Annotated in this window: 18 protein-coding genes; 9 read left to right on the top strand and 9 right to left on the bottom strand. The window is 73.2% G+C overall.

The annotated features are described in order from the left end of the window. Positions 1-2 precede the first annotated feature (2 nt). Positions 3-1,538, top strand: coding sequence for a S8 family serine peptidase (locus tag ACFYY6_RS22370; RefSeq protein WP_351518242.1), 1,536 nt, complete (start codon positions 3-5; stop codon positions 1,536-1,538). Between the two features lie 85 nt (positions 1,539-1,623). Beyond that, the gene (locus ACFYY6_RS22365) at positions 1,624-3,054 is read left to right on the top strand and encodes a CoA transferase (protein WP_351623472.1); all 1,431 of its coding nucleotides are present in this window, start codon (positions 1,624-1,626) and stop codon (positions 3,052-3,054) included. 226 nt (positions 3,055-3,280) lie between these two features. Here the strand turns inward: ACFYY6_RS22365 and ACFYY6_RS22360 are convergent, their stop codons facing one another. Together ACFYY6_RS22360 and ACFYY6_RS22355 are read right to left on the bottom strand one after the other, a co-directional pair. Continuing rightward, a complete protein-coding gene (locus ACFYY6_RS22360; protein WP_351518245.1) occupies positions 3,281-3,973 on the bottom strand; it encodes a lysoplasmalogenase in 693 nt (230 codons plus the stop codon). Further along, positions 3,970-4,908 (bottom strand): sterol desaturase family protein, encoded by a 939-nt coding sequence (locus ACFYY6_RS22355; RefSeq protein WP_351623473.1) that lies wholly within the window; start codon positions 4,906-4,908, stop codon positions 3,970-3,972. The genes ACFYY6_RS22360 and ACFYY6_RS22355 overlap by 4 nt, the downstream gene beginning before the upstream one ends. Positions 4,909-5,078: 170 nt before the next feature. Here ACFYY6_RS22355 and ACFYY6_RS22350 point away from each other — a divergent pair, with 170 nt between their 5' ends. Further along, the gene (locus tag ACFYY6_RS22350) at positions 5,079-8,177 is read left to right on the top strand and encodes an NACHT domain-containing protein (RefSeq protein ID WP_389194765.1); all 3,099 of its coding nucleotides are present in this window, start codon (positions 5,079-5,081) and stop codon (positions 8,175-8,177) included. A 121-nt stretch (positions 8,178-8,298) separates the two neighbouring features. On the opposite strand, the gene ACFYY6_RS22345 is transcribed toward ACFYY6_RS22350, so the two are convergent. Continuing rightward, positions 8,299-9,012: a VIT family protein gene (locus ACFYY6_RS22345; RefSeq protein WP_351518249.1), complete on the bottom strand. Its 714-nt coding sequence runs from the start codon at positions 9,010-9,012 to the stop codon at positions 8,299-8,301. Positions 9,013-9,116: 104 nt separating this feature from the next. Here ACFYY6_RS22345 and ACFYY6_RS22340 point away from each other — a divergent pair, with 104 nt between their 5' ends. From ACFYY6_RS22340 to ACFYY6_RS22320, 5 genes are all read left to right on the top strand, one after another. Further along, on the top strand, positions 9,117-10,115 hold the full coding sequence (locus tag ACFYY6_RS22340) for a DEDDh family exonuclease (RefSeq protein WP_389194762.1): 999 nt from the start codon (positions 9,117-9,119) through the stop codon (positions 10,113-10,115). A gap of 64 nt (positions 10,116-10,179) precedes the next feature. Further along, positions 10,180-10,413 carry a hypothetical protein gene (locus ACFYY6_RS22335; protein ID WP_073788416.1) on the top strand — a complete coding sequence of 78 codons (234 nt, stop codon included), beginning with the start codon at positions 10,180-10,182 and terminating at the stop codon, positions 10,411-10,413. A 174-nt stretch (positions 10,414-10,587) separates the two neighbouring features. Continuing rightward, entirely contained in the window at positions 10,588-11,403 is an 816-nt protein-coding gene (locus tag ACFYY6_RS22330) for an SURF1 family protein (protein WP_351518251.1), read from the top strand. A gap of 103 nt (positions 11,404-11,506) precedes the next feature. Next, a complete protein-coding gene (locus ACFYY6_RS22325; RefSeq protein ID WP_351623476.1) occupies positions 11,507-13,321 on the top strand; it encodes a glycoside hydrolase family 15 protein in 1,815 nt (604 codons plus the stop codon). A 5-nt stretch (positions 13,322-13,326) separates the two neighbouring features. After that, the gene (locus ACFYY6_RS22320) at positions 13,327-14,082 is read left to right on the top strand and encodes an SDR family oxidoreductase (protein WP_351518254.1); all 756 of its coding nucleotides are present in this window, start codon (positions 13,327-13,329) and stop codon (positions 14,080-14,082) included. Between the two features lie 110 nt (positions 14,083-14,192). Here the strand turns inward: ACFYY6_RS22320 and amaP are convergent, their stop codons facing one another. The 5 genes from amaP to ACFYY6_RS22295 form a co-directional block, all read right to left on the bottom strand. After that, on the bottom strand, positions 14,193-14,771 hold the full coding sequence (gene amaP / locus ACFYY6_RS22315) for an alkaline shock response membrane anchor protein AmaP (protein ID WP_351518314.1): 579 nt from the start codon (positions 14,769-14,771) through the stop codon (positions 14,193-14,195). Positions 14,772-14,776: 5 nt separating this feature from the next. Beyond that, positions 14,777-15,472, bottom strand: a complete 696-nt coding sequence (locus ACFYY6_RS22310) for a DUF6286 domain-containing protein (RefSeq protein WP_351518256.1) — start codon at positions 15,470-15,472, stop codon at positions 14,777-14,779. Further along, on the bottom strand, positions 15,469-15,819 hold the full coding sequence (locus tag ACFYY6_RS22305) for a hypothetical protein (protein WP_389194757.1): 351 nt from the start codon (positions 15,817-15,819) through the stop codon (positions 15,469-15,471). Before ACFYY6_RS22305 ends, ACFYY6_RS22310 begins: the two co-directional genes overlap by 4 nt. 5 nt (positions 15,820-15,824) lie before the next feature. After that, positions 15,825-16,016 (bottom strand): hypothetical protein, encoded by a 192-nt coding sequence (locus ACFYY6_RS22300; RefSeq protein ID WP_073788426.1) that lies wholly within the window; start codon positions 16,014-16,016, stop codon positions 15,825-15,827. A 63-nt stretch (positions 16,017-16,079) separates the two neighbouring features. After that, positions 16,080-16,550 (bottom strand): Asp23/Gls24 family envelope stress response protein, encoded by a 471-nt coding sequence (locus ACFYY6_RS22295; protein WP_351518259.1) that lies wholly within the window; start codon positions 16,548-16,550, stop codon positions 16,080-16,082. Between the two features lie 93 nt (positions 16,551-16,643). On the opposite strand from ACFYY6_RS22295, the gene ACFYY6_RS22290 reads away from it, so the two are divergent. Further along, positions 16,644-17,378 carry a hypothetical protein gene (locus ACFYY6_RS22290; protein ID WP_351518261.1) on the top strand — a complete coding sequence of 245 codons (735 nt, stop codon included), beginning with the start codon at positions 16,644-16,646 and terminating at the stop codon, positions 17,376-17,378. A 143-nt stretch (positions 17,379-17,521) separates the two neighbouring features. On the opposite strand, the gene ACFYY6_RS22285 is transcribed toward ACFYY6_RS22290, so the two are convergent. Continuing rightward, positions 17,522-18,313 carry an enoyl-CoA hydratase/isomerase family protein gene (locus ACFYY6_RS22285; protein ID WP_389194755.1) on the bottom strand — a complete coding sequence of 264 codons (792 nt, stop codon included), beginning with the start codon at positions 18,311-18,313 and terminating at the stop codon, positions 17,522-17,524. Positions 18,314-18,362: the final 49 nt, after the last annotated feature.

The raw sequence follows: 18,362 nt of genomic DNA, 5'->3' as shown, positions 1-18,362 counted from the left end.
CCATGGCTCAGCTGGGTTCCAGACGGACGCGCACCCTGACGATCTCCGTCGGACTGGCACTCACGGCTTCGCTCGGCTTCCTGCCGACGGGGGCCGCCTCCGCCGCTCCGGCGGACGCGCAGCCCTCGGCGACGGTGTCGACGGACGGCCCGAAGCTCTCGTACGTGGTCAACACTCGGGCCCATCACGGCACCGTCAAGCAGGTGAAGAAGGCGATAGCCGCGGCCGGTGGCACGGTGGTGACCGCCTACGAGCAGATAGGCGTGATCGTCGTCCACTCGCAGAACCCGGACTTCGCCAAGACGATCCGCCGTGCCAAGGGCGTCGACTCGGCGGGAGCCACCCGTACCAACCCCATCGTTCCGCAGGCCACCACGGACACCGGGGCCGAGCAGCCGCTCACCGCCGCGCAGGCCGAGGCCGCGGCGGCGGAGGCGACCGCCGGGCAGGACCCGATGGAGCCGCTGCAGTGGGACCTGCCCGCCATCAAGGCGGACCAGGCGCACCGCATATCGCTGGGCAGCAGCAAGGTCACGGTCGGTGTCATCGACACGGGCGTCGACGACACCCACCCCGACCTGGCGCCGAACTTCGACCGCGGGGCCTCGGCCAGCTGCGTGTCCGGGGCGCCGGACACGTCGGACGGCGCCTGGCGTCCGAAGACCGGGGAGAGCGACCACGGCACGCACGTGGCGGGCACCGTCGCCGCCGCGAAGAACGGCGTCGGGGTCACGGGCGTCGCGCCGGGCGTGAAGGTCGCCGGCATCAAGGTGGCGAACCCGGACGGCTTCTTCTACACCGAGTCGATCGTCTGCGGCTTCGTCTGGGCCGCCGAGAACGGGATCGACGTCACCAACAACAGCTATTACACCGACCCGTGGATGTTCAACTGCAAGGACGACCTCGACCAGGGTGCGCTGGTCGAGGCCGTCGCCCGCGCCACCCGTTACGCGGAGCGCAGGGGCACGGTCAACGTGGCCTCGGCCGGCAACAGCGCCTTCGACCTGGCCGCCCCCACGATCAAGGACACGACCAGCCCGAACGACACCACGGCGGTCGACCGGACGATCGACCCGCGCCAGTGCCTCGACATCCCGGCGATGCTGCCCGGTGTCGTGACGGTCTCGGCGACCGGTGCCAAGGGGCTGAAGTCCTCGTACTCGAACTACGGCAAGGGCATGATCGACGTCGCCGCCCCGGGCGGTGACTCGACGATCTACCAGAAGCCCGAGGCGCCCGCCACGAGCGGTCTGATCCTGTCCACGCTGCCGGGCGGCAGGTACGGCTACAAGGCCGGTACGTCAATGGCGTCCCCGCACGTCGCGGGCGTCGCGGCGCTGATCAAGTCCAAGCACCCGTACGCCTCGGCGGCCGCGGTGAAGGCGCTCCTGGCGGTCGAGGCCGACGCCACCGCGTGCGGCGCGCCGTACGACATCGACGGCGACGGCGAGATCGACGCCGTGTGCGAGGGCGGCAAGAAGGACAACGGCTTCTACGGGGCCGGAGTCGTCAACGCGCTGAACGCGGTCCGCTGGTAGCGACAGCGAGGATCCCGGGGCGGCGGCCGGCACCGGCCGCCGCCCTCCCTTTCCGGCCGGTGGCACTCGGTGCCATAGTGCGGAGATGAATCACGCACACGTGTCCGGAACGCGGCAGGCATGGGCGGCGCTGGGCGGGGACCCCGCGCTCCTCCCGCACATCGTGACGGGCGGCCCGGCGGGGCTGCTGCCCGCCCGGCTGCCGGTCATGGAGCTGGCCCGTTCCTCGGTCGCGGTCTGTTCGCTGGCCGCCGCCGAACTGGCCGCGCTCCGCACCGCGCGCCCCGTGCCCCGGGTCCGGGTCGACGACGGCGCGGTCGCCACGGCGTTCACCAGCGAACGCCATCTGCGGATCGACGGGCGCGCGCCGACCTCCTTCGCCCCGTTGTCCCGGTTCTGGCGCACGGCGGACGGCTGGGTCCGTACGCACGCCAACTACCCGCACCACCGGGCCCGGTTGCTCGGCACGCTGGGCCTGCCCGAGGACGTCCCGGATCCGGCCGCCGCGGACGCCGTCGCCGCCTCGTTCGCCGGGCGCCGGGGCGACGAGATCGAGGAGACCGTGTACGCGGCGGGCGGCCTGGCCGTCGCCGCCCGTACGCCCGGCGAGTGGGCCGCCGGTCCCCAGGGCGCCGCGGTCCGGGACACGCCGCTGGTGGACCGGGTCCGCCTCGACGACGCGCCGGTGCGCCGCGCCTCGCCGCTCACCGGCGAGAACCCCCTGCTGCCGCTGGCCGGGCTGCGCGTGCTGGACCTGACCAGGGTGATCGCGGGCCCCGTCGCCACCCGTACGCTCGCGCTGCTCGGCGCGGACGTGCTGCGGATCGACGCCCCGAAGCTGCCGGAGAGCCCGGACGCGCACGGCGACACCGGTTTCGGCAAGCGGTCCGTGGACCTGGACCTCGCCGACCGCCACGGCTCGGCCGTCTTCGACGAGCTGCTGGCCGGCGCGGACGTGGTGGTCATCGGCTACCGTCCCGGTTCGGTCGAGCGGTTCGGGCTGACTCCCGAGTCGCTGGCCGCCCATAGGCCGGGGGTGGTGATCGGCAGGCTCTCGGCGTGGGGGCACGGTCCGTGGGCGGGACGCCGCGGCTTCGACAGCCTGGTGCAGGTGGCGACCGGCATCGCCTCGGTCGAGGCCCCGGACGGGGCGGAGCACCCACCGGGCGCGCTGCCCGCCCAGGCACTGGACCACGGCACGGGCTATCTGCTGGCCGCCGCCGTGCTGCGCGCGTTGACCGGGCAGCTCGAGGAGGGCGGCTCCCGGCTGGTCACCCTCTCGCTCGCCCGTACCGCCGCGTGGCTGCTCGACGAACTGCCCACGGGCCCCCGGCCCGCGCCCCGTGACGGAGCGGCGGATGCGTACGATCCGGAGAAGTGGCTGACGGAGACGGACGGTCCGCTCGGCCGCCTGCGTCACGCCCTGCCGCCGGTCGGCTTCGACGGTTCGCCCGCCGACTGGTCGCGCCCGCCCGGCCCGCTGGGCTCGGACGCGCCGGTCTGGCCGGTGCTGTGACCGGGAAGGTTCACCGGCTCGCGACGCCCGGCACGGCACCTCGCGGCGTTGTCGCATCACCTGCGTACGTCCAGTACGCGGACGATGCTCGCGCCTTGCGATGCACCGCGCCCGACGCCGCGAGCCACCCGGCAAACCTTCCCGGTCACAGCACTGGACGCGGGCTGAACGGGCCGTACGCGTCCGCGGGTCGTTCACCCGCCGCCCGGCGGCCCCGGTGGCGGGGTCACGGCCGCGGGGTCCCCGGTGCCGGGGGGACGGCCGAGGCGCGTGCCCACGGCCGCGTACCGGGCGAGAGCGCCCCGCCCGCGAGCAGGAACTGCGCGGCGATGTACGTGAGCATGATCCAGAAGCTGTGGGCCGGCAGGCTCGGCGCGTCGGCGACCCCGACGGCGATGAGCGTGTCGGAGAGCAGGAAGAGCGCCCCGCCGACGGCCGCGTACCGGCCGAGGACACCGGCGCGGTAGGCCATGGCCGTGAGCAGCAGGCTGTAGCCGACCATCGGGATCCGCAGGTCGGCGGGGAGCCCCGGCCAGAGCAGCACGAGGGCGACGGTCAGCACGACGGCGTACGCGACCGCCACGGACAGCGAACTCGGGGCGCGTCCGAACAGCCACAGGTAGCAGACGTGTCCGACGGCGAAGGAGCCCATCCCGAGGAGGAAGGCGGTGTCGGAGTCGACCATCAGCAGCACGTCGCCGCCCCAGCCGAACAGCAGCGCCGCGACGAGCAGCCGGGGGCCGCGCCGGGCGACGGCGTACGCGGCCAGCAGCGGCATCAGCAGGGGCTTGGCGACGCGGGCGGCGACCGGGATGTCGGCGAGCAGGGCGACGAGGTCGACGGCCGCGACCACCAGGAAGGCGGTGAGCAGCGCGCGGGCGAGACGTTCCCGGCGGTCCGTTCCGATGGCGGCGCTCATCCGGCACGCTCCTCGGTGCGAAGGGTCGCGGGGGCGTCCGGCGCCTGCGCGCCGGGGGCCGCGGCGGCACCGGCCAGGAGGTCCCGGGAGGCCGTCGCGGTCGCCGTCGGCTGCCAGCCCGGCCCGCGGAAGATCCGCCCGGCGCGCTCGCCCCAGCTGTGCGCCGCCCGCACGTCTCGGGCGATGGCGGCGTACTCGTGGGTGGCGACCCGCAGCGGGTTGTAGGTGTCGATGTTCTTGGTGAGGCCGAACACGGGCCGCTGCGTCTCGGGGGTGAAGGTTCCGAAGAGCCGGTCCCAGAGGATGAGGATGCCGCCGAAGTTGCGGTCCAGGTAGTCGCCCTGCGAGGCGTGGTGCACCCGGTGGTGCGACGGCGTGTTCAGTACGTACTCGAACGGCCCGGGAAGCCTGCCGACGCGTTCCGTGTGCACCCAGAACTGGTAGACGAGGTTCACCGACGAGCAGAAGGCGAGCGCGGCCGGATGGACCCCGCAGGCCACCAGCGGCACGTAGAACGGCCAGACGCTCCACGACGTCCAGGGCTGGCGCAGCGCGGTGGTGAGGTTGAACTTCCGGCTGGAATGGTGGACGACGTGGCAGGCCCACAGGATCCGGATGACGTGGTGGCCCCGGTGGGACCAGTAGTAGAGGAAGTCCTGGGCGAGCAGCATCAGCAGGACGGTCCACCACAGCACGGGGACCCGCAGCGGCGTCAGCTCGTAGACCGCGGTGTAGATCGCGACGATGGGCACTTTCCACAGCAGGTCGAAGCCCAGGCTGCCCACCCCCATGGTGACGCTGGTGACCGCGTCCTTCGCCTCGTACCCCGCGGCGTCCTCGTCGGGATGGAAGCGGTGGAGGGCCAGCTCCAGGACGGTGAGCAGGACGAAGGCCGGTATGGACCAGAGCACGACATCGGGCAGGTTCGACGGCATGCGAGCACCGTAGAGCCGCACGTCGCCGAGGACCAGACGTTGTTACCAACAAGTATGCGAGACGCGATGTCAACAGTCTTTGGTGGCTTCCGCCAAATCCTCCGTCGCTCCCGTCGGCGCGGGCGTCGTACGATCCCTGTGAACGGAACCACCTCGGGGGAGGAACTGTCGTGCAGGGTTTGGACGTTGCGGTGCTCCGGCTGGCCACGACGGTGGCCGGCGCGGTCGCCAGGTCGTTGGTGCGGCCGAGGACCGGCGCGGGGCTGGTCCCGGATCCGGTGCGCCCGCTTCCCCGCCCGGCGAAGCCGGACCGCCTGGCGAAGGTGCTCGGGAAGCGTCTGACGGAGTCGTACGCGGATCTCCCCGAGCACGAGCGGCTCGCCGCCGTGGACGCGGTACGGGACGCGTTCGCGGCGGCGGACGGGCTGACGGCGGACCGGCTGTTCGCACTGGACCTGGATCCGGCACGGCTGCGCGCCGAACTGCCGGTGCCCGCCGCGGGCCTCGGGGAGCGCGCGACCGACCTGTACGAGGAACTGCTGGGCCGGTGCTGCGAGCACGTCGTGGAGCAGCTGACCGCCGAGCCGTCGTTCGCGGCACGGGCGGCGGTGGAGCAGGTCCGTTCGGCCGCACGGACGAGGGAGCTGATGGAGGACGTCCGTTCCCGGACGGGTCCGCGCCCGGAGGCGGCGGCCCTGGACTTCGAGCAGCGGTACGCGGACTTCGTGGCCGCCACGCACAGCCGGATGGGTCTCTTCGGCCTGACGCTGGGGCGCTCGGCGGGCGAATGGCCGCTGGAGACGGCCTATATCGGCCTGACGGTGAGTTCCCACGACTCCTCCGATCCGGAGCGGTGGGAGCTGCCCGCCCCGGACCGGGTGACGGTCAGGGTCGAACAGGCGCTCGCGGACACCAACCGGCTGCTGCTGCGCGGTCCGGCGGGGTCCGGGAAGAGCACGCTGGTGCAGTGGCTGGCGGTGAACGCCGCGCGCCGCACCTTCGCCGACGGGCTCGCGGACTGGAACCGCTGTGTGCCCTTCGTCCTGCGGCTGCGCGCCTTCACCTCGTACGAGTCCCTGCCCGTGCCCGACGACTTCCTGCGCGCGACCGGCGTCCCGCTGCACGGCGCGGCGCCCCCGGGCTGGGCGGACCGACTGCTGGCCGAGGGCCGGGCGCTGGTCCTGGTGGACGGGGTGGACGAGGTCCCGATGCGGCTGCGCAACCGGACCGAGCGCTGGCTCAAGGACCTGATCGCGGCCTATCCGCAGGCCCGCTACGTGGTGACGACCCGGCCCTCCGCTGTCCCGGACGGCTGGCTGGACCGGCAGGGCTTCGTCGTGCACTCCCTCCAGCCGATGGAGCGGGAGGACATCCGCGCCTTCATCGGGCACTGGCACGACGCGGCACGGACGGAGTGCCCGTCAGGGGACGAGCGGACGAGGCTCGACACGTACGAGGAGGCGCTGCGCCGGGCGGTCGGGGCGCGCCGGGACCTGGGCCGGCTGGCGACGAACCCGCTGATGTGCGCGCTGCTGTGCGCCCTCAACCGGGACCGGCGGATGCAGCTCCCGCGCGCCCGCAAGGAGTTGTACGACGCCGCGCTGGACATGCTGCTGGTCCGGCGGGACACCGAGCGCGAGATCGTGGGCGTGGAGGGCGTCGATCTGACCCGCGAGGAGCAGACGGCGCTGTTGCAGCGGCTGGCGTACTGGCTGATCCGCAATGGCCAGGTGGAGGCGGACCGCGCGCAGGCGGTGACGCTGGTCGGGGACTGGCTGCGGGCCATGCCGCAGGTGCGGGGTACGGCGGAGCAGGTGTTCTCGCACCTGCTGATCCGCAGCGGCCTGCTGCGCGAACCGGCCCCGGGCGCCGTGGACTTCGTGCACCGGACGTTCCTGGACCACCTGGGCGCGAAGGCCGCGGTGGAGGCGCGGGACTTCGGGGTGCTGGTGCGCAACGCGCACGACGACGGCTGGGACGACGTGGTGCAGATGGCCGTGGGGCACGCCCGGGTGGACGAACGGACCGAGCTCCTGCGCGGGTTGCTGCGCCGTGCGGACCAGGACCCCGACCTCGGCCACCGGCTGGTGCTGCTCGCGGCGGCGAGCCTGGAGCACGCCCCGGAGCTGGACCCGGACGTCCGGGAGGAGGTGAAGCACCGGACCGCGAAGCTGCTGCCGCCGACGACTCCGGAGGACACCGATGCGCTCGCGAAGGTCGGTGAACTGGTGCTGGGACTGCTGCCGGGCCCGGACGAGGTGAACGAGCGCGAGGCGGCCGAGATCGTGCGGACGGCGGCGGAGATCAAGGGTGACGCCGCCTACGAGGTCATCGGCCGCTTCCGGTCGGACGACCGGTTCTTGGTGACTGACGCCCTCTCCGAGGCGTGGAGTTCCTTCGACGCGGAGACTTACGCGCGCGAGATCCTGGCTGACCGGTCCTGGGACTCCGGACCGCATGTCTACGTACGGACCGAGGCCCAGTTGGCCGCGCTGCGTCACATCCCCACCGCGCGAGGCGTGCATGTCCAGGGAGATCACGAATGCTTTCCCGACATCACCTCCCGGAGCGATGTGGAACGGCTGTTCGTCTTCCGCAACCACGCCCTCGACGAGCTGAGTCACATCGCGGCCATGCCCCGGCTGCGCGAGGTGGGCCTCAGCATGTGCCCGCGGATCAGGGACCTCGGTCCGCTGGCCCGCCCCGGTCTGGAATGGCTCTCCCTGGTCGACCTGCATCCGGACCTGGACCCCGGCCCCCTGCGCGACATGCCCGATCTGCGCAGGCTCACCCTGGGGCACGCCTCCCTCATCGAGTGCATCGGCGAACTTCCCGTCGGCCGACGGATCACCAATCTGACGCTTCGCACCCAGAACCGGCCCATGCGCCTGGAGGGACTGGAGTGTTGGACGGCCCTGCGCACACTGTCCCTCTGGGACAACACGCATCTGCTCCAGCTCACCGGTGCGCCACCACTCGCCGACCTGCAATCGCTCATGCTGAATCGCCTGTCACCGCTCGACCTCCGACTGCTGTCACCGCTCACCGGACTGCGCGCGCTGAGCCTGTCCGGGTGCGAGGTACCCGACGGGCTGGACCCTCTGCGCGAGCTGCCCCGCCTCACCTCCCTCGATCTGACGGCACTGCCCCACCCCGTCGACCTGTCCCCGCTGAGCGATCGGAACGAGCTGACCATCGCCCTCTCCCACGACGCCCGTGCCACCGGCACCGAACTCTTCCCGCCCGAACGCATCGTCCGGCGTTCCTGAACCCGGAACGCACGCATCGGGCAGCGTTCCGGCGTACCGGAGAAATCAGGCGTACCGGAGGAACATGGGGCGCCGCCCCGCCATGAGCGCGTGCCCGGTACGCCGGGCGCCCATGGCGTCCCTACACCCCCACCGCGCCCAGCAGTTGCCCCGCCGCGTAGGTGACCGCCATCGCCAGCGCTCCCCCGCCCATGTTCCTCAGCACCGCGGGCCACGGCGCCGCGTCGCCCAGGCGGGCGCTCCACCAGCCCGTCAGCGCCAGCGCCGCCAGCACCGAGAGCACGGTCACGAGCAGGCGCAGCGGCGCGGGCGGCAGCACGATCGCCAGCAACGGCAGCAGCGCGCCCGCCGTGAACGCCAGGAAGCTCGCGCCCGCCGCGTGCCAGGGGTTCGTCAGCTCGTCCGGGTTGATGCCGAGTTCCACCTCCGCGTGGGCGCGCAGCGCGTCGCGGGCGGTGAGCTGGAGGGCGGCCTCGCGGGCGACCTCGTGGCTCAGCCCCTTGCCCTCCAGCAGGCCGGTGAGTTCGACCAGTTCCGCCTCGGGGGCCTCCACGAGTTCGCACTTCTCCGTGGCCAGTGCGGCCCGTTCCGAGTCGCGCTGGGTGGAGACCGACACGTACTCGCCCACCGCCATCGACATGGAACCGGCCAGCAGCCCGGCCAGACCCGCCGTGAGCAGGGTGCCCCGGTCGCCGGTGGCGCCCGCCACACCGACCACCAGTCCCGCCGTGGAGACGACGCCGTCGTTGGCGCCGAGGACCGCGGCACGCAGCCAGTTCAGCCGCGCGCCGAGCCCGTTGCCGTGCGGTTCGTCATGCGTCCGGATATCCGTCATCGGGGGATGGTCTCACCCCGCCCGGCCGTCGGTCGCGCGCCGCCCCGGCCCGCCGTCGCACACCCGCAGGAATAGGAGACTGTCAGTCGCGGCCCGTATTCTCTGTGACCATGCTCGACGACCGCCAGACCGCAGCACCGTGGCCGACCGCGTACCCCCGGGGGTACGCGGTCGTCGACGTGGAGACCACCGGACTCGCTCGTGACGACCGGATAGTCTCCGCCGCCGTCTACCGGCTGGACGAGCGGGGCGACGTCGAGGACCACTGGTACACCCTCGTCAACCCGCAGCGTGATCCCGGCCCCGTCTGGATCCACGGACTGACCAGCGATGTCCTCGAAGGCGCCCCGCTCTTCCCGGAGATCGCCGCCCAGCTGTCCGAACGGCTCGCGGGCCGTGTGCTCGTCGCGCACAACGCGGCCTTCGACTGGTCGATGCTGGCCCGGGAGTACGCACGTGCCTCGGTCACCGCCCCCGTCGATCAGCGGCTGTGCACCATCGCGCTCGCCAAGGAGCTGCGGCTGCCGCTGCCCAACCACAAACTGGAGTCGCTGGCCGCGCACTTCGGAGTCGTGCAACGGCGCGCCCACCACGCGCTGGACGACGCCCGGGTGCTGGCCGAGGCGTTCCGGCCGAGTCTGCACGCGGCGGCGCACGGCGGGGTACGGCTGCCGTTGCTGGAGTGCCGCCCGTTGACCGAGTGGTCGGACTCCCCGGTCACGCCCCGGATCGGCTACCAGCCCTCGTACGGGCAGAACAGCTGGCGTCCCTCGCGCAAGCGCCCGGCGTGCCCGTATCCGAACCCTGGCCGGTACGAGAAGGACAAGCCGCTCATGCAGGGCATGCGGGTGGCGTTCTCCGGGGACACCTCCATAGACCGCGAGCTGCTGGAGGACCGCGCCGTCGAGGCCGGACTGCACGTGGCGACCAGCGTGTCCCGCCTGACGAGTCTGCTGGTGACCAACGACCCGGACGCGGCGACGTCGAAGACGGTGAAGGCCAAGTCGTTCGGCACGCCGATCCTGGACGAGAGCGCGTTCACCCATCTGCTGCGCGACGTGGCCCCGGCGGCGACGCGGCCGCACGCGCCGTCATCGGAGTGAACCGGGGGCGACTCGCCCGTCCGCCGCTCGCCCACCGCCGCCCCCGCGTCCGACCCTGTGGCGCATGGCACGTTGTGAGGTTTGCGGAAACGACTACGGCATGTCCTTCGAGGTGCACGCGCAGGGCGCGGTGCACGTCTTCGACTGCTTCGCCTGCGCCATTCACCGCATGGCACCCATCTGTGAACACTGCCGGGTCCAGATCATCGGCCAGGGCGTCGAGGTCGGCGGCCACTGGTACTGCGGCGGTCACTGCTCCCGCGCCGAGGGGAGGGTGGGCATCATCGACAAGGTCTGACCACCGGCTGCCGTCCGCTCCCCTTCACCGGTCCGTCCCTTCGTCCCCGGCCCCTCGGCCCTCGTCCCTTCGGCCCTCCCCCCGTCCCCGGCCCCTCGTCTCCCGCCCCTTCGGCCCTTCCCTCTTCCCCACCCCTGCGCGTTGCGCCCCATGACGCAGTTGTACGGTCGTGGGGTGTACCGCTTCCTGTTGACCCGGCAGTGGCTGCTCCTCGCCCTCCTCGTCCTCGTCCTGATTCCCACGATGGTCGAGCTGGGCTTCTGGCAGCTGCACCGGCACGAGCACAGGGTCGCGCAGAACTCCCTGATCTCGCGCAACCTCGAGGCGGCCCCCGTTCCGGTCGCCTCGCTCACCTCGCCGGGGCACACGGTCCCGCGTTCCGACTACTGGCGCACGGTGACGGCCACCGGCACGTACGACACCGCGCACCAGGTGGTCGTGCGCCGCAGGACCTCCACCGAGGACCGGGTCGGCGTCCATGTGCTGACCCCGTTCGACCTCAAGGGCGGCGGCACGATCCTCGTCAACCGCGGCTGGGTGCCCGCCGCCGCCAGCCAGCGCGCCTTCCCCGAGGTCCCGCCCCCGCCGCGGGGCGAGGTGACCGTCACCGGACGGCTCAAGGCCGACGAGACGACGGGCACCAGCGGCATCAAGGACATCTCGGACCTGCCCGACCGCCAGGTGATGCTGATCAACAGCTCCCAAGAGGCCGAGCGGCTGTCCCGGCCGGTGCTCGGCGGCTACATCGAGCAGATCTCGCCCGAGCCGTCCGACGGCTCCCCGGAACTGATCGCGGCCCCCGACGACAGTTCGATCGGCCCGCACATGGCGTACGCCGTGCAGTGGTGGCTGTTCGCCGCCGCCGTCCCGGTCGGATTCGTGATCCTCGCCCGCCGGGAGAAGCTCGACCGGGCCACGGCCGCGGCGGCCCAGGCCGCCGAGGAGCGATCGGCGTCCGAACCGGAGCGGACGGAACCCGCCACGGCCTGATGCCCGGGTCCGGCCCGGCCCCGGGCGTCGCCGGTGGGCGGCGGAGCGTCGCTCGTGGGGCGGGACTGCTTAACGGGGCCCATGTCCGGGAACACGCCAGAACGTGACCCCACGCATCGAGGACTACGCCCTGATCGGCGATCTGCAGACGGCCGCCCTGGTCGGCAGGAACGGTTCCGTCGACTGGCTCTGCCTGCCCCGCTTCGACTCGGGCGCCTGTTTCGCGGCCCTGCTCGGCGACGAGGAGAACGGCCACTGGCGGATCGCGCCGCAGGGCGCCGACGTCTGTACCCGACGCGGCTACGCGGGTGAGTCCCTCGTCCTGGAGACGTTCTGGGAGACCCGTAACGGCACGGTCAAGGTCATCGACTTCATGCCGCAGCGCGACCAGGAGCCCGAGGTCATGCGGATCATCGAGGGCATCAGCGGCAGGGTCGAGATGAGTTCCGTGATCCGGCTGCGCTTCGACTTCGGCTCGATCGTGCCGTGGATGCGCCGCTCGCAGGGGCACCGGGTGGCGGTCGCCGGACCCGACTCGGCCTGGCTGCGCAGCGAGCCTCCGGTCAAGACCTGGGGCCAGCAGTTCTCCACCTGCTCGTCGTTCACCGTCGCCGCGGGTGAACGGGTCGCCTTCGTGCTGACCTGGCACCCCTCGCACTCCCCGCGCCCCGACCTCGTCGACCCGTTCGAGGCGCTGGAGAGCACCCTGGCCGACTGGACCGAGTGGTCGGCCACCTGCCGGTACCGGGGCCCGTACCGGGAGGCGGTGATCCGCTCGCTGATCACGCTGAAGGCGCTCACCTACGGCCCGACGGGCGGCATCGTGGCGGCGCCCACCACCTCGCTGCCCGAGGAGATCGGCGGCGTACGGAACTGGGACTACCGCTTCTGCTGGCTGCGGGATTCCACGCTGACCCTCGGCGCCCTCATCTCGGCCGGATATCTGGAGGAGGCCGCGGCCTGGCGGGACTGGCTGCTGCGGGCCGTCGCCGGTGACCCCGCCGACCTCCAGATCATGTACGGCCTGTCGGGCGAGCGCCGACTGCCCGAGGCGGAGCTGCCGTGGCTGCGCGGGTACGAGAACTCCGCTCCGGTACGGATCGGCAACGCCGCCGTCCGCCAGCGCCAGCTCGACGTGTACGGCGAGGTCATCGACTCGCTGCGGCTCGCCCGCGAGGCCGGTCTGGACGACCAGCCGCACGCCTGGAGCCTCCAGCTGAGCCTGCTCGGCTTCCTGGAATCCACCTGGCGCGAGCCGGACGAGGGGCTGTGGGAGATCCGTGGGCAGCGCCGCCACTTCGTGCACTCCAAGGTCATGGCCTGGGTCGCCGCCGACCGTGCCGTGCGCACCCTGGAGAAGAACCCGGCACTGGCCGGGGACGCGAACCGGTGGCGGGCGATGCGGGACGCCGTGCACCGGGAGGTGTGCGAGAAGGGCTTCGACCCGGTGCGCAACACCTTCACCCAGTCCTACGGCTCCCGGAACCTGGACGCCGCGACCCTGCTGATCCCCCGGACCGGCTTCCTGCCCCCTGACGACCCCCGGGTGATCGGCACGGTCGACGCGGTCCGGCGGGAGCTGGGGAGCGACTGCCTGGTCCGCCGCTACAGCACGGACGGGTCCTCGATCGACGGGCTGCCCGGCCGCGAGGGGGCGTTCCTGGCATGCTCGTTCTGGCTGGCCGACGCCCTGACGATGACCGGGCGGGCCGAGGAGGCCAGGGATCTCTTCGAACGTCTGCTGAGGCTGCGCAACGACGTGGGGCTGCTCGCCGAGGAGTACGACACCGTCACGCGCCGGCAGGTCGGCAACTTCCCGCAGGCGTTCAGCCACATCGGGCTGGTGAGCACCGCCATGGCCCTGGTCGGCGAGGACACGACGGAGACCGACGCCCTGGGGCCCGACCAGGCAGGATAGGGCGCATGGATCTTGGATTGAAGGACCGTGTGTACATCGTCACCGGCGCGAGCCGGGGGCTGGGCAACGCCACGGCGCGTGCCCTGGCCGAGGACGGCGCCCGGGTGATCATCACCGGCCGGGACGAGAGGCGTGTCGAGGCGGCGGCCGCGGAGCTGGGGCCGGACGCCGTCGGAGTCGTCGCCGACAACGCCGACCCCTCCTCGGCGCAGCGCCTGGTCGACGGCGCGCACGAACGGTTCGGGCGGCTGGACGGCATCCTCATCAGCGTCGGCGGCCCGGCGCCCGGCTTCGTCGCCGACAACACCGACGAGCAGTGGCGGTCGGCCTTCGAGTCGGTGTTCCTGGGGGCGGTCCGTCTCGCCAGGGCCGCGGCGGCCTCCCTCGGCGAAGGCGGTGTCATCGGCTTCGTGCTCTCCGGCTCCGTGCACGAGCCGATCGCCGGGCTGACGATCTCCAACGGGCTGCGCCCCGGCCTCGCCGGTTTCGCCAAGTCCCTGGCCGACGAGCTCGGGCCCCGGGGGATCCGGGTGGTGGGCGTGCTGCCGGGCCGGATCGACACCGACCGCATCCGTGAACTCGACGCCCTGTCGGGTGACGCGGAGGCCGCCCGCGCCGCCGGCGCGGCGCTCGTCCCGCTGCGCCGGTACGGGGAGCCGGAGGAATTCGGCCGGACCGCGGCGTTCCTGCTCTCTCCCGCGGCGTCCTATCTGACGGGGATCATGCTGCCGGTCGACGGCGGCTTCCGGCACGGCTTCTGACCCGGCGCGGTTCCTGCCCGGGTCCGCCCGGGCGGCGGCCCTCGGCACGGTTCCCGGACCGGTCCGCCCGTCCGGGCCCAAGCCGACGGCGGCCACCACGGCCGCCACCGTCAGCTCACCCGTTCCGGGCGGTGTCCGACCGCCCCGAGCCGGACCTCGGCGGGCAGCGCGGCCAGCCCCGCGGAGTCCCGTGCGTGCGCCAGCGCCTCGTCGGTGAGCCGGCCGAGTGCCTCGTGCGGTGTCGCGTGCGGCTCCAGCAGCAGCCGTACCGCCGCACGCGGCGCGTCGCGGCGGCCGGTCAGCGCCACCCGGGCGCGGGCCACGCCGCCCAGGCCCGCCGCCTCGTCGGCGAGCACCGTCTCCAGGGCATGGCCCCGCAGCAGCGCCCCCTCGCCGTCGCCGCTGTCCACCAGCACCTCGGCGAGACGGGCGCGGCGCACCTGGGCCAGCAGCCACCACAGGGCGAGGACGACCACGGCGGCGAGGGCCACGATCACCACGGGCCACCACCAGCCCTCGTCGCGTCGGCGGACCCGGTCGGCCGCGCCGAGCAGCACGTCGTCCCCGCCGTGCCAGGGCCACCAGGACGGCACGGCCAGGCCGAGCCCGGCGGCGAGCACCGCGCCCCCGCCGCAGATCAGCAGGAGTCCGGCCAGGCCGAGCAGTACCCGGTTGACGGTCCTGAGCAACGGGCTCACCCCTTCCTCGTGGGACGGCGGACGGACAGGCTCACGCGCGGCACCCCGGCCAGTCCCAGTTCCCCGATGCCGGTGCCGATGACGGTGTCAAGGTCGGCCCGTACGTCGTCGAGGCCCCGGAAGTGCGACACCGCGCGCACCCGGACCCGCCCGCGGCCCACCCGGACCCGGGCCGACCGCACCCCGGACACCTCCAGGGCCCGGTCGCGCAGGATCAGGGCCGCCGCCGAACGGTCGATGCCGGCCCGTACACCGTGGCGGTCCCGGCGCATCGGCAACAGGCCGCGCAGCCCCGGGGACAGCGCGAGCACGAGCAGCCACAGACCGATCGCCACCGCGAGCGCCGCGCCGGTCAGCACCCACACGTCGTGCAGCGGCCGGTCCGCGAGTTCACGGGCCAGCGCCCTGCGCCATCGCATCGCGGGCCGGCCGGCCCGTACCGCCGCCACGTCGTAGAGCAGCAGGCCCGTACCGCCGAGGATCACCAGGGCGAGCAGCGCCGCCGGGACGCGGCGCACCGACCAGAAGCGGCCGGCCCGGGCGCCGCGCCGGTGCCGCGCCCGCACCGGGGCGTGGGTGGCCGACGAGGCGGACGCACCGGACGGGTCGGGGGCGGGGGCATCGCCCTGGTCGCCGGGACGGTCCTCGGGCGGTTGCCCGGTGCCGTACCGAGGGTCGGGGGGGCCGCTCATCGGACCCTCCCGCCCACCGCCGTCGGGTGCAGGCGCTCGACCCGCACGGCCACCTCCGGCACCTCCATCCCCGCCAACGCGCTCACCCGCTCGGTGACGTGCCTGCGCACGCCGCCGCACTGGCGGCCGATGTCCGTGGGGTACGCGAGTTCCAGGCCGATCCGGACCCGCGCGGCTCCCCGACGCACCGTGACCGTGGCACGCGGCGGGGCACCCTGCTCCGGCGGCACGTCGATCGCCTCCCTCGCCGCCTGCGCGGCGATCTTCGCGACCACCCGGTCGGCGATCCTGGTCTCTCCGCGCTCGCCCGCGACCACCCGGCCGCCCGCACCCGACGACACCGCCAACGCCGTCACCGCCGTCGGTCGCCGCGCTCGCGACCCCGGAGGAAGTCACCGGGCGCCAGGTCGCCCTCCAGGAGCCGGCCGATGACGAATCCGACCGCTCCCAGCGCCGCCACCAGCAGGAATGCCCCGAATCCGCCGAAGTATCCGGCGAATGCGAGTACCATGCCGGCCACCATGCCGACCATCGCCATGCTCATCGTGCGCTCCTCAACTGCCTCGGTGACCGCCCGGGCCTCTGCTCGGACTCCCTGCCCGGAGATCTACTGGAGGCGTGGCTCGGGCTGCTCCTCGTCGGGTTCGTCGGGCAGCTTCACGTCGCTCACGGCGATGTTGACCTCGACGACCTCCAGGCCGGTCATCCGCTCGACCGCGGCGATGACGTTCTCCCGCACGTCGCGGGCGACATCGACGATCGCCACCCCGTAGTCGACGACGATCTCCAGGTCGAGCGCGGTCTGCGACTCGCCCACCTCCGCCTTCACTCCACGGGTGACGGACCTGCCGCCGCCCGGTACTCGGTCGCGCACCGCCCCGATCGTGCGCGAGAGCCCGCTGCCCATCGCATGGACACCGACCACGTCCCGCGCCGCCATGCCCGCGATCTTCTCGACGACGCCGTCCGCGATGGTCGTGCGACCACGGGTGGCTGGGTCTCCCCCGCCGCGCTTGATGAGCGTGCCCGGTTCCTCGTCGGGGTTCCCCGGACGGACCCGTTGTGTGGTGTCGGTCATCGCCACTCTTCCCTTCGGGGACGGATTGGACCTCTTTGACCACATTAGGCGTGCTTGCCCCGTCTCGCGCCGTGGATACGGCAGTCTGGGCTGATGACGACGGCTGACGGCCCGCACGGGGACGACACATGGGCGGCGACGATCCGGCGGCGGACCGGCCTGGGGCGGCTGCTTCCGCTGGGTGACCCGGAGGACGGCGCCTGGATCGCGGAACGGGCGGCGGTCACGGTGCTGCGGGAGGCGGCGAGCGGGCCGGGGACAGGATCCACGCCCATGCCGGTGCTCGGGGAACTGAGGATCCGTTCGGCCGATCCGCGCCCGGTGTCGAAGGAGTCGATGCAGCCGCCGCCCAGTGCGTTGCCGCCGGGCCCGCTGAGGATGGAGGCGACCATGGCGGCGTTCTCCGACCCTCCGCTGCCCGCCGCGGCGGGGGCACTGCGCACGGCGCTGCTCTCGGCGGCCGACCGGCACCTGGGCCTGGTGGTGTCCGGGGTGGACCTGCGGGTGACGGAGCTGCTGGAGGCGCCGCCCGCGCCGCGCGGGACCGCTGCGGTCGGGGCGGGCGAGGTGCGTCCGGCGAAGGCGGAGGGGGAGGTGGCGGCCGTCGCCGCGGGCGTGCCCGGGGTGGCGACGCTGACCGGGGTACTGGGTGAGGCCGTGCACACGACACCCGGGCGGGTACGGGTCGAGTTCGCGACGGAGCGGGGCCACCGGGCGCTCGACGTGGCGCGTGCGGTGCGGGCCGCGGTGGCGGACGCCGTGCCGGGCCGCCCCTCGGTGACCGTGCTGGTCACGGCGGTGGTGACGGCCACGCCCACCGACCCGTGACGGCCCGGCACGTGACGGTCCGACTCGTGATGGTCCGCTGGTGACGGTCCGTGAACCGCTCGCGGACGGCTCATGCGCCGTGGCCGTCAACGCATCCGGGCGGGCCGCAGGACCCGGCCCGCCCGGAACGCGCACTCCGGCGGTCAGTCGGTGATGCCCGCCAGGTCGCGCAGGCGGCGGCCCTGCGCGGCACGTTCGGCAGCGCGCTGCTCCTCGTAACCGCGGGAGACGGCACCACCCAGCAGCGTCTTGGTCTCCACCACCGCGTCACGCGGAGCGGCCAGCAGCGCGGCGGCCAGGTCACGAGCCGCGGCGTCCAGCTCGCCGACGGGCACCACCAGATTGGCCAGACCGGTGCGTTCGGCCTCCGCGGCGTGCACGAAACGGCCCGTGGCGCAGATCTCCAGCGCGCGGGCATACCCCACCAGATGCACCAGGGGGTGGGTGCCGGTGAGGTCGGGGACCAGACCCAGACTGGTCTCGCGCATGGCGAACTGCACGTCCTGCGCGACGATCCGCAGATCGCAGGCGAGGGCGAGCTGGAATCCGGCACCGATCGCGTGCCCCTGCACCGCCGCGACGGACACGATGTCATTGCGGCGCCACCAGGTGAACGCCTCCTGGTACTCGGCGATGGTCGCGTCGAGCTCGGCGTCCGTGCCGCGCGCCATGTCGAAGAAGGACGGCTCGCCCTCGAACCCCTCGGGGGTGAACGCCTGACGGTCGAGGCCCGCGGAGAAGGACTTGCCCTCGCCGCGAAGCACGACGACCCGCACCGTGCCGGGCAGCGCCCGTCCGGCCTCCGTCAACGCCCGCCACAGAGCGGGAGACTGGGCGTTGCGCTTGGCCGGATTGGTGAGGGTCACCGTGGCGACCGCGTCGTCGACGGTGAGTCGTACGCCGTCCTTGTCGAGCACGGAGTCGAGCGAGGTCATGGGGGCCTCCGGATCGGTCAGTCAGCTTGCCGAACAGCATGCCGAGCTA

It is taken from the genome of Streptomyces sp. NPDC001750, assembly GCF_042892615.1.
In the GTDB taxonomy this organism is placed as follows: Bacteria; Actinomycetota; Actinomycetes; order Streptomycetales; family Streptomycetaceae; genus Streptomyces.
The sequence above is the reverse complement of the archived record's forward strand: the minus strand, read 5'-3'. Positions and strand labels throughout refer to the sequence as shown.

What these genes read in the sequence shown, in the direction of transcription:
- ACFYY6_RS22370 (WP_351518242.1), top strand. Translation starts at nt 3, where the DNA reads ATGGCTCAGCTGGGTTCCAGACGGACGCGCACCCTGACGATCTCCGTC.
- ACFYY6_RS22365 (WP_351623472.1), top strand. Translation starts at nt 1,624, where the DNA reads ATGAATCACGCACACGTGTCCGGAACGCGGCAGGCATGGGCGGCGCTG.
- ACFYY6_RS22360 (WP_351518245.1), bottom strand. Translation starts at nt 3,973, where the DNA reads ATGAGCGCCGCCATCGGAACGGACCGCCGGGAACGTCTCGCCCGCGCG.
- ACFYY6_RS22355 (WP_351623473.1), bottom strand. Translation starts at nt 4,908, where the DNA reads ATGCCGTCGAACCTGCCCGATGTCGTGCTCTGGTCCATACCGGCCTTC.
- ACFYY6_RS22345 (WP_351518249.1), bottom strand. Translation starts at nt 9,012, where the DNA reads ATGACGGATATCCGGACGCATGACGAACCGCACGGCAACGGGCTCGGC.
- ACFYY6_RS22335 (WP_073788416.1), top strand. Translation starts at nt 10,180, where the DNA reads ATGGCACGTTGTGAGGTTTGCGGAAACGACTACGGCATGTCCTTCGAG.
- ACFYY6_RS22320 (WP_351518254.1), top strand. Translation starts at nt 13,327, where the DNA reads ATGGATCTTGGATTGAAGGACCGTGTGTACATCGTCACCGGCGCGAGC.
- ACFYY6_RS22310 (WP_351518256.1), bottom strand. Translation starts at nt 15,472, where the DNA reads ATGAGCGGCCCCCCCGACCCTCGGTACGGCACCGGGCAACCGCCCGAG.
- ACFYY6_RS22300 (WP_073788426.1), bottom strand. Translation starts at nt 16,016, where the DNA reads ATGAGCATGGCGATGGTCGGCATGGTGGCCGGCATGGTACTCGCATTC.
- ACFYY6_RS22295 (WP_351518259.1), bottom strand. Translation starts at nt 16,550, where the DNA reads ATGACCGACACCACACAACGGGTCCGTCCGGGGAACCCCGACGAGGAA.
- ACFYY6_RS22290 (WP_351518261.1), top strand. Translation starts at nt 16,644, where the DNA reads ATGACGACGGCTGACGGCCCGCACGGGGACGACACATGGGCGGCGACG.
- ACFYY6_RS22285 (WP_389194755.1), bottom strand. Translation starts at nt 18,313, where the DNA reads ATGACCTCGCTCGACTCCGTGCTCGACAAGGACGGCGTACGACTCACC.